We start from the raw sequence: 15,236 nt of genomic DNA, 5'->3' as shown, positions 1-15,236 counted from the left end.
TGAAAGCTTTTTCAAACTCATCGTGTCTGTTTTCGGCTAAACTGATCAGTCTTGCTATGGTTTGAACGTCTTTTTTATGGAGTAACTCTTTAATTCCGGTTTCTTTTGGAAGGGCTAAAGGTGGGTTTGGAAAATCGGCCTTTTTAACCAAATCATTGATCATGCCCTGTAGGCCCATTGCACGCCCATCATCGGGTGAATACACCTTGGTGATTCCGTAGTCCACCAGGTCTTTAATTTCCTCCGGAAGAATCACGCCACCACCACCACAGAAGATTTTGATATGGCTTGCGCCTTTTTCCTGAAGCAAATCATACATATACTTAAAGTACTCGTTATGCCCGCCCTGATAGGATGTCATGGCGATGGCATTGACATCTTCCTGAATGGCAGTATTCACCACCTCTTCCACGCTGCGGTCATGCCCTAAATGAATGACCTCGACCCCTGTGGATTGTATAATGCGGCGCATGATATTGATGGCTGCATCGTGCCCATCAAAAAGGGAGGCAGCCGTAACGATACGTACTTTATGTTTGGGAATATAGGGAGCTACTTGTTTCATCTATAATAAACACTCGTTTTTAGGGTTGTAATTTACGGAATATTCAAGAAAAAGGGAGTTAAATTTGGAATGATTCAAAAACAATGCCCCTGCCTGAATTCCCTTTTGAGGAATACAGGCTGAAGTTCAATACTATGTCTTAGAACGTCAGGGGTTTCAATCTTTCGGTGATGTATTTCTCCATATCAAAATCGATAAACGGACTGCGGGTCGGTTTATATAGGGGATGTTTGGGATGTCCTTTTTGGGTGGAATCGCCTAGTATCTTCCAATGCAGGTCAAGGGGTTTCAAATACGCATACAAACGCAACAAACAGTCCGGCAAATAATCACGGGTTTCAATTAAATCCCCATAGGCCAACCAAATCGTATCTATCCCCAATTCTTGTATGGATTGGATTATACTATTTTCATTTTTAGATTGAAACGTCTGGTTTATTTTTTTGTGCAACTGGTTTGGATATGTAGCTCTTTGGGGATACAGGTTGTACATGACCCATCCATCAAAACCATTGAATTGCGCGATCCGTTTTACAGATCGCAATGTGTTGTCCAAGGCATTAGGCCTTGCCGTACTGGGGTTGATCCCTATACAGGCCACCATGTTTTCGCTTCTTTCCCCTAAAATATAGCGCGCAGTATCCGTTGTATTATTTCGGTAAATCCATTCGCTTTTTTCTGCTACCATGGTGTTTTCTAAGCACTACTAAAACCTCAGCACAATCACGCTTAATCCAAATTAAACACTTTATAGGTTCGAGACCATTCCGTGGATTCGCCGGGTTGTATGTAAATTTGAAAGAACAGTTCGGGACTGATCACATGTTTCCACCCCCAGAGATTCACTTTGTTGGTTTTAAAGCTTCCTGTTTCACTAATCCCTATCTTATGCTTATGATGCAACAATTCCCAGGATGCTTGCACATATTCCCCTCCCGATAGGTCGCTGAAAAAGAATTGCTCGTTGGGCGTACCGTTGAATCCAACTACATTCAACCCTAAGGCAACTTGCCGTTCCCTATTCACCGTTTCCTTAAAACGTTCGGGCTTTAGTTGAAATGGGAATTTCAACTCATAATCACTCCCCATCAATGCGTTGTTCAGGGCCATAAAGTTGTGGACGTACTCATCGGTACGAATATCTTTTTCTCCCGTATTTTCCAACCTACAGTTAATGACAAATCCGCTTTCGCGCAAGGCGATTTCTTTTTTCAAAACATAGGCATAGCCGTTTACGGTATCCGATGTACAACTGATTATGAATTCATGCTGTGCCGTACTTATTTTAAATTTGGCCGGTCTAATCCTGTAATTTTTATGGAAGAGATATTCGTCGGAGTCCTTTTGTAATAGCCCCACTCCTATTTTGTGAAACCAGCCTCCAATGGCCGTCTCCTCAAATCCTAGGGCGGATTCGATGCCGAACTCATTGTAAAACCCTTTACCATAAATAGTGTCATCCACAATATCCGTTCGTTCAGCAATCGATAGGGGTCTATTTTGAAACTTCACCTGGGTAATTTTCCCCGTCCAGTCGAATCTTGTAAAGTTATAATTATCCTCCGGGAAGTCGATATGAAGCTCTAGGTTCTTATTTTTTAATAGATGTGCCATAGTATGAAAAGTATATAACCAAATATTACCCTTGCCATAATTCCCAAGGGGCCCGATAGGCAGGTTTGAGCATAGAACTCGCTTCAGGGCTATTAACTATAGTACCTTCGTTGGGATTCCATTCCAATTTTTCACCGGTTCGATAGGCGATATTTCCCAAATGGGCGACGAGTGCCGCATCCCGGCCCATTTCAATGGTACAGTTGGGGTCCTTACGGTTTTTTATGCATTCCAAAAAGTTGGTGGTATGGGCATCCAATCCGCTGGCATAACTTTTCCTAGGGGGTATCGCTTCCGTGCGATATTTTCCATCTTGTTGTAAGGGCAATACTTTCCAACTGGCTCGGTTTACAGCCAAAATGCCGTTTTCTCCAATAAAGGCAACCCCGGGCTCCCCTGATTCTTCCAAATAGGGAGAAGTGCCCATAGCCATAAATTGTTCCCATATGAGATTAAAATCCCCAAAATCATAGACCGTTGTCAGGGTATCCGGGGTTTCGCTTGCATTATCCGGAAAAGCGAGTTTACCCCCTATAGCCATCACTGATTTTGGCGCAGAGGCTTTCATCCCTGCCAATACCATATCGATCATATGCACCCCCCAATCGGTCATGAGTCCACCTGCATAATCCCAAAAATAACGGAAGGTACCATGAAAGCGATTCTTGTTAAAAGGTCTTTTGGGAGCTGGACCCAACCAACGGTCATAGTCTACACCAGGGGGTGCTTCCGAATCGGGGACCACATCAAATCCACGTCCATAATTAACGTCGGCCCAGGCCTTCACCTGTCTTATTTTGCCTAAGGCCCCAGAATGCAAATAGTCAAAGGCGGAATGCCAATGGGGATCACTTCGTTGCCACTGCCCTACTTGTACTACCCGATTATATTTTCGTGCAGCTTTGACCATTAATTCAGCTTCATAAATACTATTGGCGATGGGTTTTTCGACATAAACGTCCTTCCCGGCCGCACAGGCATCGGTCATTTGAATGCAATGCCAATGATCGGGGGTACCGATGATCACTACGGCCATATTCTTAAGTTTTAAGAATTCGCGATGATCGGAAAATGTTTTGGGTCGTTTTCCTGTTTTTGTTTCCAACTCCGTGGCTCGTCTTTCCAATACCTCGGCATCGACGTCACAAATGGCCACACAAGCGGTTCCTTCATTTTTAAGAAAAGACATCAGGTCTGCCCAGCCCATACTATTTACCCCTATAAGGCCTACCTCCACCATGTCCTTGTCCTTATTGTGCCTATCCCTCGTACTGGCCGACACTTGGCTTAAAGGCAGGGTGGTGGCAATTGATGCCGCCCCGAGATTTTTTAAAAATTTTCTTCGATTCCCCATTTCAACTGATTTAGTCTTTGAAGGTACTTGATCTTTGCCAAAATAGGAAGTCGGGAGGTTATTTTATCGCGCTATATGCCCATAGTATTTAGAACTGAAAATCCATAGAAAAAGACCCTTGCTTCTAGTCCATAATCATGGTATCCCTATTGGGCGTACAAACCATACCAATGCTTTTATATTAGGAACATTATTATTATAGAATGTGATAGAAAACAAGATAGGTCATGGTTAAATCGAACTATCAATTGAACGTTAATTTAATACGTCGAAAAAGGTTATTCATAGGTATTGCCAACCTTTTGTCATTCTTTAGACCAAAACATTTTCGAATTCGGAATCGGCACAATAAATGGCGGAAATTCGGGATTGATTCACCATTTCGACCATGTCTTTAACGGTCATTCCTTCTTCAATATTAAAGATATTCACATCCGAGTTTCGTTCTTTAATTACATTTTCCAGCAAATCACCTTTCGTTATTAAAATTGAAGTACTCTTGGGAAATCGTACCATAGTATGCAAATCTTCTATATCCTTATCAGAAAATGTCAATTGCGCATCATTATTCAATATATGAACATCAATAGTCCCTTTCCAATTCCGGCAAATCAACAGCGCAATAAGTGTAGATAAGTCATTGTTCTTAACACTGAATGTTTCCTTCCAATCAACGGGAATATTTGTCATCCATAAATTGAGGCTTTTTTCAATTGCCAGACTTGCCGTGGAAAAGGGGATATAAACAATCAATCCAAAATTATTCTTCTTGGAATCCAATATGAGTTTGTCGTAATACGCTAAATTGGATGATGACGAATCTATGCTTGCAAATATGATATTCGGTTTAAAAAATGCAGCATTCAACGATTGCATACTCACATTCACTGTAGTATTGAAATCAGTATTATCAATTGTTGTATAGGATACCGATAACTCACTTTCCTTAAACTTTTTAACCGCATTTTTAAGAAAGTTTTCTAAATTTTTCTGTTCAATTCGATCTTCATTCCGCAAGGCCAATATTTTAATCGAACCTTTGGGATATATAATTGAATGGATAAGTTTAAAAGAGCTTCTGAGTTCCTTTGGCATTGTTATAGGCATGAGCAGATCAGGTCGCCATGACCTTACTTCTTTTTCTTGTCTAAGATTATTGGTTTTTTTAGTGGCCCACTCGGCCAACGCTGTAAAAAGACCACTTCTGGAGTCTCCGGCAGCAGATTTAATATTCATTTTTACCAGATACAGATAAAATATCACGATAAATACCAATGAAAACAAAGCCACTAAAACGTTCATTACGAACATTATGGCAATAGACCCCAAAGCCCCAATGGCAGGAACAATCGTTGGAATTTTCAAGGTGGGTCTATAACTCGGCAGGCCCAAGGTTTGTTCAACCAAGGCGACAACATTTACCATGGCATAGGTAATCATAAAAAACATCGTAAGTATCGGGGCTATCGTATTTAAATTACGTAATGAGATCCCTATAAGGACAATAACGGCAGTTATTAACATGGCATTGACCGGCTCACCCCTTTTGGATAGACTTGATAGGACCTTGCTTTTAGGCAGAATATTCTTCTCTCCCAACGCCAACAATATTCTAGGCGCACCAACAAACGAGCCCAATGCCGAAGAAAGTGTCGCGCCCAATAAACCAGCGAGAACAATTGGTCCGTACAATGCTTTGTCAATAAAGATATTGTAGTTTGCCGCCAAATCGGTTGGACTGGCGATAACGGCAGCAACAAATATCAAACTTACATAAATGACCGTAGTGATCACTACTGAGGATAATGTTCCTACAGGAATGCTTTTCCGGGGATTGGTCAAATCGCCGGACATATTCGCCCCTGCCATAACCCCTGTTACTGCAGGAAAAAAGACCGCAAAGACCATCCAAAAAGAGGATCCTGTGAAATTGTTTTCAATAGAGCCGGGGTATTTTCCAAACCATTCTACGTTAAAATTCAAATCGTTAACAAATAATGCGCCGTAAATAGATACCAGTGATAAAACAATTACGCCCAATATGACATACTGAATCTTAAAAGCGAAACTGGTACTTATAAATGCGATTGTCATCACCAAGGCAAAAATGCCTATGTCAAGGATAAATGGATTTATACCAGGGGTTAGTGTTTGTAGCCCTTCCCGAAATCCAAAAATATACATTGCAACAGCAATGGCCTGCGCAAAGTAAAAAGGAATTCCTATTGCTCCACCAATTTCCAATCCGAGGGATTGTGAGATCAAACTAAAGGCACCCCCACTACCGATCCGTACATTTGTCGTGATAGAGGACAAGCTAAGTGCGGTCGTGAAGGTAATGGCGACCGACAGTAAAACAATTGCCAAGGCTCCTACTACCCCTGCATTGCCTACGACCCATGGTTGACGGATATACATAATTACGCCCAGAATTGTTAGGGTCGTTGGCGTAAACACCCCCGAAAAAGTCCCGAAAGTTTTCTTTTTTATACTGTTTGCATCCATTTTTTCTGATTATATATTCTGTATCATAATCTTAAATCGATCATCTGGCCCACTGATTATTATTTATTCTGACTAACGTCAATTTTAAGTGCTGGTTTTCAGATGTTTACAAAAACCGAGTTCTTCTGGTTTCAGTTCAAATTTATCGATTTGTTTTTTGATTCTTTTGACGAGTCCCATTTTTCTTTTCTGGTCAAGGAAAAGGTATGGCCTCGGTGGGTCGTAGGGTACTTTCTTGGTGACCATGTTCCAGATGATCACGGCGAGTTTCCTTGCCGTGGCGCTCACGGCCGAATGCCTTCCCCTTCTGAAGGCGATCCTTCTGAAAAAGTCGGAAAGGTGGGTGTCCTTGAGGTTGCCTATGGCATTTGCGGCCTGTCGGAGTGCTATTTTCATTCTATTGCTGCCTTTTGGCACCCTGTTGCTCAGGACCTTTCCTCCGGATATCTTGTTGTTCGGGGCAAGCCTGAGCCAAGAGGTAAAGTGTTTTGCCGAATGGAACTTTTTAAAGCCTTCGGGCCCGATCTCGCTCATGATACTCAGAATAGAGGCGTGGGAGAGCCCTTCTATGGCAAAAAGGTCGACCCCGTCAAAGTACCTGAACGCAAGTTGGTTCATGTTCTTGATGTCCGGTGCGTTCTTGTTGATTCGCTTGTGTGGTTTCTCGGTGGTCCTTAATTTCTTGGTTTCGGGATTTGCAATGATATATCGCTTGATTGTCCTTTCGATCTCTTTGTCGCAGGCCTTTATCTTTCTTTGGCAGAACCTGTAGTTCTGCAGTTCCTGCTGGAGCCCGAAAAGATAGTCCTCCCTGTTGTTGCCGTGCAGGGCCCTCGCGATCTCCTCCTTTGGTTTTCTGCAGTTGTAGTGTCTGTGTTCGGCGAGTTCGTACGGGTCTAGGTTTCCCTTGCAGATGTCCTCGATGATCCTCATTCCCGTAAGCCCGCATACGTCCTTGACCACGACGTCCAACCTGAAGTTGAGCAGTTTGAGGAATTTCTGCATCTTGTGGGTAGCGGATGATGCCAGTTCTATCCAGTTGCCCCTTTGCCTGCAGTAGGTGCGGAGCTGCTCCGTGGCAAGGTCGGGCAGGAAGCTCCCCGTGAGAAGGCCCAGGGTGTGCAGTTTCTGGATCCACCTACAGTCCTTTACATCGGTCTTCTTGCCCTTTGCGTTCTTGGTGAACTTTCCATTGGCCAGTACCACCTCGAACCCGAATCCGATAAGTTCGGTGTACAGGTTCTGCCAGTAATCGCCCGTTGATTCCATGGCCACGGTGGTCACGCTGCATTCCAAAAGCCATTGGCACAGGGCGGTAAGGTCCTCTGCGTAGACGCCGAATTCCTTGACATCCTCGAGTTCTTGGCCTACGGCCACAAAATGGGAGCGGCTGCCGACATCTATGCCGCCGGCATTGAAATTGACCACGTCCATTCCCAGTTTCATTTTTCTTTCCATTGTAAAAAAGTTTTAAGGATTGATAAAAAATGACCCAAGGAAATGTAACTTTGAACTTGAGAAATATTCTGAACGGGGTCCTTGAGCGGCCACCACTGAAATTATCAACAAGTCCCGAATCTTCACTTCGGGACTTTTTACATTTCGACCAGAATTACGCCCGGGCTATGATGCACCAGTTTAAAAATCGGACTTGTCATGGGTCGCCCCTAAGTTCGGGAATTGACCTCGTTAGCTTAAGAAATTAATAGAGTTTCTTTATGTAGGGATTATGCCCAACGGTTTTGGGTATGATCTCGATATTGAAACGTCAACCAGACTATTCCGTTGAAAGCCCTGAGTCTTTATATAAAAGTAAGGATTTTCCGTCTGGAAAATCCACCAAAAAAAGAATGATAGATTATGTTAGGAAACGTATTATTCCACAATCCAGTGCGGATAAAATTTAATGATTTGAATCACTTGAATTACTGCCTCTCGGTATGGCATAGAATGATAAAAAGGATGTTCGATACTGACCTCCCGCATCCACCGACATTTTAGACCGGAGCCTCCTAATTAAACGAACAACATGCCAATACCTAAAATAAAGTTTACATTTTTTGTAAAGAAATACGGCATAATTTTCTAGATTTATGGTTTAACCCAAATGCTGCGTGAAATACCCATTTCTTTTTTGGTTCATTACGTTTGCGCATATAATACACTTGCAAGCGCAAAATTTTTCAGTTTCCGGAGCTGTTAAGGATGGCGATAACCAAAGTATTCCCTTTGCAACGGTTTTTTTGCTTCAGGTGGCGGACACTACCATAGTGAAAGGTGTTTCCGCAGATGAAAATGGCATGTTCGCTATTCAACATGTACTGCCCAGCACGTATTTAATCAGAGCTAGTTATATTGGAAAATATTCAGATTTAATAGGCATTGATGTTGCGAAGGATATAAAAATGGGGACCCTCATTATTGAGGAACAAGTGGAAAATTTGGAGGAGGTAGTAGTCGCTTCCGTGAAACCCAAGATAGAACGTAAGGCAGACCGTTTGATCTTCAATGTGGAGAACACCGTCGTTTCACAAGGTAGTTCATGGGATGTGCTTAAACGAACGCCAGGGGTGATTGCCATCGGTGAAGAATTACAGGTGCGGAACCAATCGGCCACCATCTATATCAATGACCGCAAGGTGCAATTGTCACCCCAAGAGGTGCAGAACCTATTGGAAAATTATCCGGCCGGACATATAAAATTGGTCGAGGTCATTGGCAATCCCCCAGCAAAGTATGATGCCGAAGGGGGACCCGTCCTCAATATAGTGACCAACAAGAATATCTCATTGGGCTATAAAGGCAACATCAATAGTACGTATACCCAAGCCATTTTTCCGAAATATACGTTAGGGACCTCTCATTTTTACAAAACCAAAAAACTGAACCTTTTCACCTCCTATACCTATGGTCCGCGAAAGGACTTTAAGACCATAGAAAGTGAGACCAATTTCATCAATGATACGGGTATCTTTTCAAGATGGCAGACCGATTTTGACAAAACATCAAGAGCAAAAACCCATACCGCACAGCTGAATATGGACTATGTCTTTGACTATCGAAACAAACTTGGCCTTACCTCCACGGCATTGGTTTCCCCGAACAAGGATTACGATTATGTGCAATTTACCGAAATGCGAAATGCCCAGCGCCTGCTCGATTCCACTTTTATCACCCAAAGCGACCTTTTCGAGGATAAAAACAATTTTTCCGCGGATCTTACCTATACGCACGATTTCAAGACTGGGGGAAACCTACAGTTAAACGGTCATTACACGAACTATGATTTTAATTCCACCCAAAATGCTCGGTCCGATTATTCCGATGCCGATGGGCAATTCCTTAGAACCTATGGTTTTCTAACGGATGCCGATCAGGCTATTGAAATCTATACCACGCAATTGGATATCGTTACGACCCTGGGAAGCCTTGATGTTGAAACCGGGCTAAAAGGATCTTTTATCGAATCTAAAAGCGGTATACAATATTTCAACACCACCAACGGAAGCGTTTTCATATCCAACCTGTCCGATGACTATCTTTATGACGAGCAGGTATATGCAGGCTATGTTAGCCTATCGAAAGATTGGGAAAAAGTCAGTCTTAAAACCGGCCTACGTGCAGAACACACACAAAGCTCTGGGTTTTCAACCTCCCTTTCCGAAATCAATGATCTGAGTTACTTCGAACTGTTCCCCACATTACATCTGCTGTACAAACCACATAAAGCACATAGTCTATCCTTCGATTATTCCCGAAAACTGAAGCGACCCAGATATGAGGATCTGAATCCATTCCGTTATTATATCAATGAGAATAATTTTATAGAAGGCAACCCGAACCTGCTCCCCAATTTCACCCATAGCTTTAATTTGAACTATACGTTAAAAGAGGAGTTCTTTTTCGATTTTTATTATAGGTATAATGACAATTACATCTCCACACTGGCCTTTCAGGACAACATCAACCTGGTTTTGCGAAATATTACGCAAAATGTCTTGGGCAGCAACTCTTACGGCTTCGATTTCAATTATGGGAAATCGGTGACCGACCGGTGGTACCTATATAGTTATATTTCCATCTTTCACGAAGACGAAACCTTTGTCGCTCTGGAAAGCGAGAATCAGGAAGTCACCAATACGGTGAATGGGGGGTACATTGATCTGACCAACTATCTTACCCTATCCAAGGACGGGACTTTGAAGGGGGAAGTAGGTTTGACCTACCTTTCCGGATTTTTGGAAGGGTCTTACCAACAGGAAGAAACAACGAACCTTAACCTAGGCCTACGTAAAACCCTTTGGAACAATAGGGCACTGGTCAGTTTACAAGTAAATGACCTGTTGAACAAAGCCAACAGCCGTATTTCATCAAAATACCTGAATCAGGACAATGCCTATTTTGCACAGGAAGAGACCCAATACGTTCGCTTGGGACTTACCGTGAACTTCGGTAATTTTAGACTGGAGGACAATCAACGGGAAATCGATAAAATTGAGCGCGAACGGCTTAATTCCAACTAAGGGCTTGTAAAAATCACTTTATATCATCTTTTGGATACCTATTAAAGTAGTTCGATAAAAGAGCCCTCCCTTAAAACTACCCCATCGATTTGCTCTTCTTACCCGAAAAATCTATCCAAGTGAGCTTATGCCATAATTTTTCCAAGGGTCCCTGTCCGTACTTATTGATCCACCATTTACAGAAATAAAACAATAGGATAAACAATAGAATACCTATCCCTAGGCTTTTTGAATGTCGTACAGTGGGTCCTAATCCCAGTCCGTAGCCGAAAAACACAAATCCCCCGACCATGGATTGCAGTACATAAGCCGTTAAACTCATACGCCCACAATAGCGGAGTCCACCCAAGATTTTTCTAAAAAAATCGATTTTGTAAAGCAGTATAAAAGTAGCCACCAACACTGTCGTAAAGGCTAGGTTGCCATACATATCGACCATTTTCAATAGGGTCTGGGTATAAATCTTTGAATCGGTAAGTGCTTTGAAGTTCTTTTCCAGCAGAAAAAATGGAATAAAGACCGTAGCACCCAAGATCAAGGCACCTTTCCAAAATTTGGCACTCTTTTCACTATCGTTAAAAAGTTGTTTTTTTCCCAACCAATAGCCCATTACAAACAATCCGGCGGTTTGTAGCAACCTGCCGACATCATAGGCCCACAGGAGTGACATCTTATGGCCATACAAGGTATTCGCTTTTACCAAACCAAAAAACGAATCGCCCAATTGGCCTTCTTTAAGCGCCTTCCATATATAGCCCATCTCCAATACAGGAGGCACGTAATTCGGATCGAATACGGTGCGTAAATAACTGGTCCATTCCAGAGGTTGTGAAAAGAATACAAGGGCAGTTAGGATCAAGGCCTTGTCACTGAATTTTCGCACCAAAAAAAGGACCACTCCGACCAGGGCATACAGCATCAACACCTCCCCGGGAAAGAACATACCATTGAACAGGGCAAACCCTACCAATAGGAGCATTCGCCATAAAAAACGGGGACCAAAATCCACGCCTTTGGCCTGTTGCTTGGCGTACATGAGACTAAAGGTAAACCCGAACAAGAGGGCGAAAATAGCATAGCCCTTGCCACCAAATAAGAAGAAAAAGGTATCCCAAACCCATTGATCCAAGGTATTGAGCCAATCGGGTTGTGTAGATTTTTTCGGAAATATATACAAATTAAAATGCTCAATGCTATGTATCAGCATGATGGCCAAAATGGCGAAACCCCTTAAACTGTCAACGACTTCTATTCTAGGTTTTTTCAATGTGGTTTTGGGAATCATTCGGTTGGTTGTAGTTTCTTTAAGTCCTGAACGTTAAAATTAATCTATATTAATGGTCTGTCTTAATTCGGATGGTTCTTTTATTCGTGCTTAAATATGGGTGAGCACCCATGCCTCGCCATACCATATGGTTTAAACAGCCTATAAGCGGCCATAAATCATTGGGCAACTGCGGCACTAACCATTTACCATCTGTACCAACTTCATACGGCTATTGATCCCAATTTTGGTATAAATGCGATGCGTATGGTCTTTTACCGTCTGAAGACTAATGAAGAGCGTATCGGCAATCTGTTGGTTGGTCTTCCCCAAACAAATCTGCTCAACAATCTCTCTTTCACGTTTTGAAATCTGGTATTTTTCAAAAATATATTCCTTTTTCCCTTCATTCGGATGCTCGGCGTGTAGGGGTACAAATACCATATCCGCATTGACTTTCAAATAAAATAAGGGAATAAAATTGGTCATAAAATAGACCAAGATCAACGCAGCAAGTATCCATGGGCCGGTAAAAGCGAAAGGCAATACTACTATTCGTATTACAAGGGCCAAAAGCATGAATAACACAAAACGGTTTATTATTTTTTGATGGGATAGATCTTGTTTTTTTGAATACTTTATAACGGTACCGGAAAATAAAATCATATAGCCCAGTTCCAAAACGATAAAAATAGCAATTTCAGTAGTTCTGAGTTGCTTCCCAAAAAGCCACCCGGTGGTATCCACAAAAAAGTAGATCCCGACAACCCCTGTTACTATTGCGGCCAAATAAGCAAAATATATTCGATAAACCTTAGTACCAGCTCTCACCTCGACTAGTGAAAATCCCATTTTCACCAACATGATCCATGAAATCAACAGAAAAGGCACGCCCAAAACAGGTAAAAAATTAGCTACTGCCTTCACTACTTCGTTTTCTAGGACTATGGATGTCAATAGTACCCTCATGATGATCGGGGCCCATATCCCGTACATGGCGAATGCAAAAAAGGTAACTAGGTAATAAAAATAGTTCCTGTGAAACTCGGCATTGTAGGTGGTAATGAACTGATGGGCCAATAATGTGCTTGCCACCGCGATGGCCGTACAAAAAAGAAATACCACGATGAAGGTTAAACTAAGCAAGGATAGGAATCTTATATCCTAAAAGTATGAAAATGTACCTAAATCGACCCCTACCTTAGTAGTGAATTTAAAATCACTACTTAAGTTGGAAGGAATATAAAAAAGACACCCTTAATTTTATATCAACTTAAAATCAAAACCCATGGAAATCGTAAAAGATGAGAGAAGACCCAAAGCAACCATAGCGGGTAGTTATGGTTACGGATGGCAGCAAATGTGGAAGCACTTTTTATATTTATTCCTAGTGATGGTCATTGTAGGGGTTCTAAATTCACCTGCTTCCGTACTTCGGGATTCCGATGGTGACATGACTGCCGGATTGATCTTGTTGCAAATTCTTGGCGCTGCGTATTGGTTGTTATTTTATTCTGTGATTAAATATGGAGGTGATTTGTTATACCTACGTGCCATACGCAATGAAAAAATTGAGATCAGGGAAATGTTCGATGGCTTTAAAAAGAACTACGTACATATCATCCTGGCCAATTTACTTGTTTTTGCCATTGTGGGATTAGGGTTTGTTTTTCTCATTATTCCGGGAATCATCCTGGCCTGTAGGTTGGCTTTCGTTTCTTACTTGGTCATGGATAAAAATATGGACCCCGTTGCCGCTGTTGAAAAAAGCTGGGAAATGACCAGAGGGCATGGGTGGCAGATTTTCGGGATGGGCCTATTGGTCATTCCCATATTCATAGGTGGACTACTCTGTTTTATCGTAGGTGTGGTATTCGCCATTATATGGATTTCCGCTGCCTTTGCGGCCATGTACCATGCCGTAGACCTTGAAGAGCAACAACAATTGAATGGCTATACCACAGGGGAAGAACCTAACACCACCAAAGGGGAATAAATCGTATTATATCGGTTTTGTTGTCATTCCCGTCCTTCGACTAGGCTCAGGATAGAGTCCAGTAGGAATCCATAATCATAACGCGAGTGGATTCCGTACCAAGTATGGAATGACACGAGTTTAGGTTTACGTCTTCACGAGGTACGAAGCGATCTTATCGGTATTGGCAACAAAGTAGCAGATTACTTCACTTGAACCTGTCTTAAAAGCCCTATCCGAAGGTTTGTAATGAAGGTTTATTTTGAGTTGTTAAAAAGTCTCAAGCTTTTTGCTTCCGTTTTAGTTATTTATCATGGCGCCATGCGGTATCGCATGACTATTTTGTGGGAGCCGGGAATTTTTCTATGGTAATAGATGATCTGTTTATCCGTTGTTAGCGTTGGGGCTTCGATCAGATCGGAAATGGTTTGCGAGAACAATACCTGAGGCATCGAAAAAGGGTCTTCCGCATGGTTTCTAACGGCCACACAGATCTCAAGCCGTGTACTGGCAGTAATGGGCCCTTTTGCGTATCTCGTGTAGTACAGTTCCAAGTTATCACTACTGATACAAGGGGCATAATACACATAAGCGTCATCGTTGATGTTTGCCAAGATCGATGCTGAATTCGGGAGTGTAGTAAACGTTGTGGCATTCACTTTTTCGGCCACCCCCAATCGCGTTTCGCAAGGGCCTGTACAATTTTGATCATCGAACCGTGCATTGTTGAAATACAAAAACTGTCCATCGCGACTGATACCGTGATCCATAATCAACCAACCTGGCGTGTTCAGATTAAAATCCCCACGTACCCTGGCGATACCCGTGACATTGCCAGCATTGAAAACCCCGTGGAAAAGATTGTCCAACTCCGCCGGGTAATCCCGGGTCGAGGTCCAGTAGAAATTACCATTCGCGTCCATATCCGGGACAGCATCCAAATGAAATTCAGCGGTTTGGCCAGTCCCTACCAATTCCTCCACTAAGGTAAAGGTCGAATCGTTTACTTTGGTCACATAGAATAATTTGGTGTCGACCCCGTCATTTATATTATTGAAGAACAAATACGTGCCATCCGGGGATAGGAACGGCTCCATCGCATCGAACGTCAGTCCCTCAATAGTTACGTCTATTTCAGGACCAAAGGAGGGATAGGCTATGGGTTCGTTGCCATCTCCATCCGCTTTGGAGCATGCGGTCAGGGCGATAGTAATAAGTAAGAGGGCTATGATTGCTTTTGTTCCCATTGTATTTTTGGGTGATGAATGTTATACTTTCTTTGTAAACACTGAACTCCATTGTATCGCTTATTATTGTTTTAGGAACTGACTTTTGTGGGATTGTTGTTGGTTGTTGGTTGAGGGTTTAGAGTTGTTAGGTTGATGGTAGACGGATGACCGAAGACGCCAATGCGCTAAGCGTTCGACGTTAAGCTT

The 15,236-nt window shown here is 42.5% G+C and carries 11 protein-coding genes; 2 read left to right on the top strand and 9 right to left on the bottom strand.

Annotated features, from left to right (window positions below; translation table 11 throughout):
* From WBM98_RS05905 to WBM98_RS05880, 6 genes are all read right to left on the bottom strand, one after another.
* A partial coding sequence (locus WBM98_RS05905; RefSeq protein WP_424365103.1) for a cobalamin B12-binding domain-containing protein occupies positions 1-565 on the bottom strand: 565 nt, incomplete at its 3' end.
* Between the two features lie 139 nt (positions 566-704).
* Positions 705-1,253, bottom strand: a complete 549-nt coding sequence (locus WBM98_RS05900; protein WP_424365102.1) for a DUF1643 domain-containing protein — start codon at positions 1,251-1,253, stop codon at positions 705-707.
* A gap of 41 nt (positions 1,254-1,294) precedes the next feature.
* Positions 1,295-2,179, bottom strand: coding sequence for a hypothetical protein (locus WBM98_RS05895; RefSeq protein WP_424365101.1), 885 nt, complete (start codon positions 2,177-2,179; stop codon positions 1,295-1,297).
* A gap of 25 nt (positions 2,180-2,204) precedes the next feature.
* A complete protein-coding gene (locus WBM98_RS05890; protein WP_424365100.1) occupies positions 2,205-3,533 on the bottom strand; it encodes a Gfo/Idh/MocA family protein in 1,329 nt (442 codons plus the stop codon).
* A gap of 312 nt (positions 3,534-3,845) precedes the next feature.
* The gene (locus tag WBM98_RS05885; protein ID WP_424365099.1) at positions 3,846-6,038 is read right to left on the bottom strand and encodes an amino acid permease; all 2,193 of its coding nucleotides are present in this window, start codon (positions 6,036-6,038) and stop codon (positions 3,846-3,848) included.
* A gap of 84 nt (positions 6,039-6,122) precedes the next feature.
* Positions 6,123-7,496 carry an IS110 family transposase gene (locus WBM98_RS05880; protein WP_424365098.1) on the bottom strand — a complete coding sequence of 458 codons (1,374 nt, stop codon included), beginning with the start codon at positions 7,494-7,496 and terminating at the stop codon, positions 6,123-6,125.
* A gap of 707 nt (positions 7,497-8,203) precedes the next feature.
* On the opposite strand from WBM98_RS05880, the gene WBM98_RS05875 reads away from it, so the two are divergent.
* The gene (locus WBM98_RS05875; RefSeq protein WP_424365097.1) at positions 8,204-10,561 is read left to right on the top strand and encodes an outer membrane beta-barrel family protein; all 2,358 of its coding nucleotides are present in this window, start codon (positions 8,204-8,206) and stop codon (positions 10,559-10,561) included.
* A gap of 76 nt (positions 10,562-10,637) precedes the next feature.
* Here the strand turns inward: WBM98_RS05875 and WBM98_RS05870 are convergent, their stop codons facing one another.
* Both WBM98_RS05870 and WBM98_RS05865 read right to left on the bottom strand, forming a co-directional pair.
* The gene (locus WBM98_RS05870) at positions 10,638-11,846 is read right to left on the bottom strand and encodes a DUF418 domain-containing protein (protein ID WP_424365096.1); all 1,209 of its coding nucleotides are present in this window, start codon (positions 11,844-11,846) and stop codon (positions 10,638-10,640) included.
* A 177-nt stretch (positions 11,847-12,023) separates the two neighbouring features.
* On the bottom strand, positions 12,024-12,950 hold the full coding sequence (locus WBM98_RS05865) for a LuxR C-terminal-related transcriptional regulator (RefSeq protein ID WP_424365095.1): 927 nt from the start codon (positions 12,948-12,950) through the stop codon (positions 12,024-12,026).
* 163 nt (positions 12,951-13,113) lie between these two features.
* Here WBM98_RS05865 and WBM98_RS05860 point away from each other — a divergent pair, with 163 nt between their 5' ends.
* A complete protein-coding gene (locus tag WBM98_RS05860) occupies positions 13,114-13,821 on the top strand; it encodes a hypothetical protein (protein WP_424365094.1) in 708 nt (235 codons plus the stop codon).
* A gap of 290 nt (positions 13,822-14,111) precedes the next feature.
* Here the strand turns inward: WBM98_RS05860 and WBM98_RS05855 are convergent, their stop codons facing one another.
* Positions 14,112-15,047, bottom strand: a complete 936-nt coding sequence (locus WBM98_RS05855; RefSeq protein ID WP_424365093.1) for a hypothetical protein — start codon at positions 15,045-15,047, stop codon at positions 14,112-14,114.
* Positions 15,048-15,236: the final 189 nt, after the last annotated feature.

Source organism: Maribacter sp., from assembly GCF_049667165.1.
Lineage (GTDB): Bacteria > Bacteroidota > Bacteroidia > Flavobacteriales > Flavobacteriaceae > Maribacter_A.
This window is presented reverse-complemented; position numbering and strand designations above follow the sequence as displayed.

Bases quoted from the DNA above. Each gene is read 5' to 3' on its own strand.
- WBM98_RS05880 (WP_424365098.1), bottom strand. From the start codon at position 7,496: ATGGAAAGAAAAATGAAACTGGGAATGGACGTGGTCAATTTCAATGCC.
- WBM98_RS05860 (WP_424365094.1), top strand. From the start codon at position 13,114: ATGGAAATCGTAAAAGATGAGAGAAGACCCAAAGCAACCATAGCGGGT.
- WBM98_RS05855 (WP_424365093.1), bottom strand. From the start codon at position 15,047: ATGGGAACAAAAGCAATCATAGCCCTCTTACTTATTACTATCGCCCTG.
- WBM98_RS05900 (WP_424365102.1), bottom strand. From the start codon at position 1,253: ATGGTAGCAGAAAAAAGCGAATGGATTTACCGAAATAATACAACGGAT.
- WBM98_RS05890 (WP_424365100.1), bottom strand. From the start codon at position 3,533: ATGGGGAATCGAAGAAAATTTTTAAAAAATCTCGGGGCGGCATCAATT.
- WBM98_RS05895 (WP_424365101.1), bottom strand. From the start codon at position 2,179: ATGGCACATCTATTAAAAAATAAGAACCTAGAGCTTCATATCGACTTC.
- WBM98_RS05870 (WP_424365096.1), bottom strand. From the start codon at position 11,846: ATGATTCCCAAAACCACATTGAAAAAACCTAGAATAGAAGTCGTTGAC.
- WBM98_RS05885 (WP_424365099.1), bottom strand. From the start codon at position 6,038: ATGGATGCAAACAGTATAAAAAAGAAAACTTTCGGGACTTTTTCGGGG.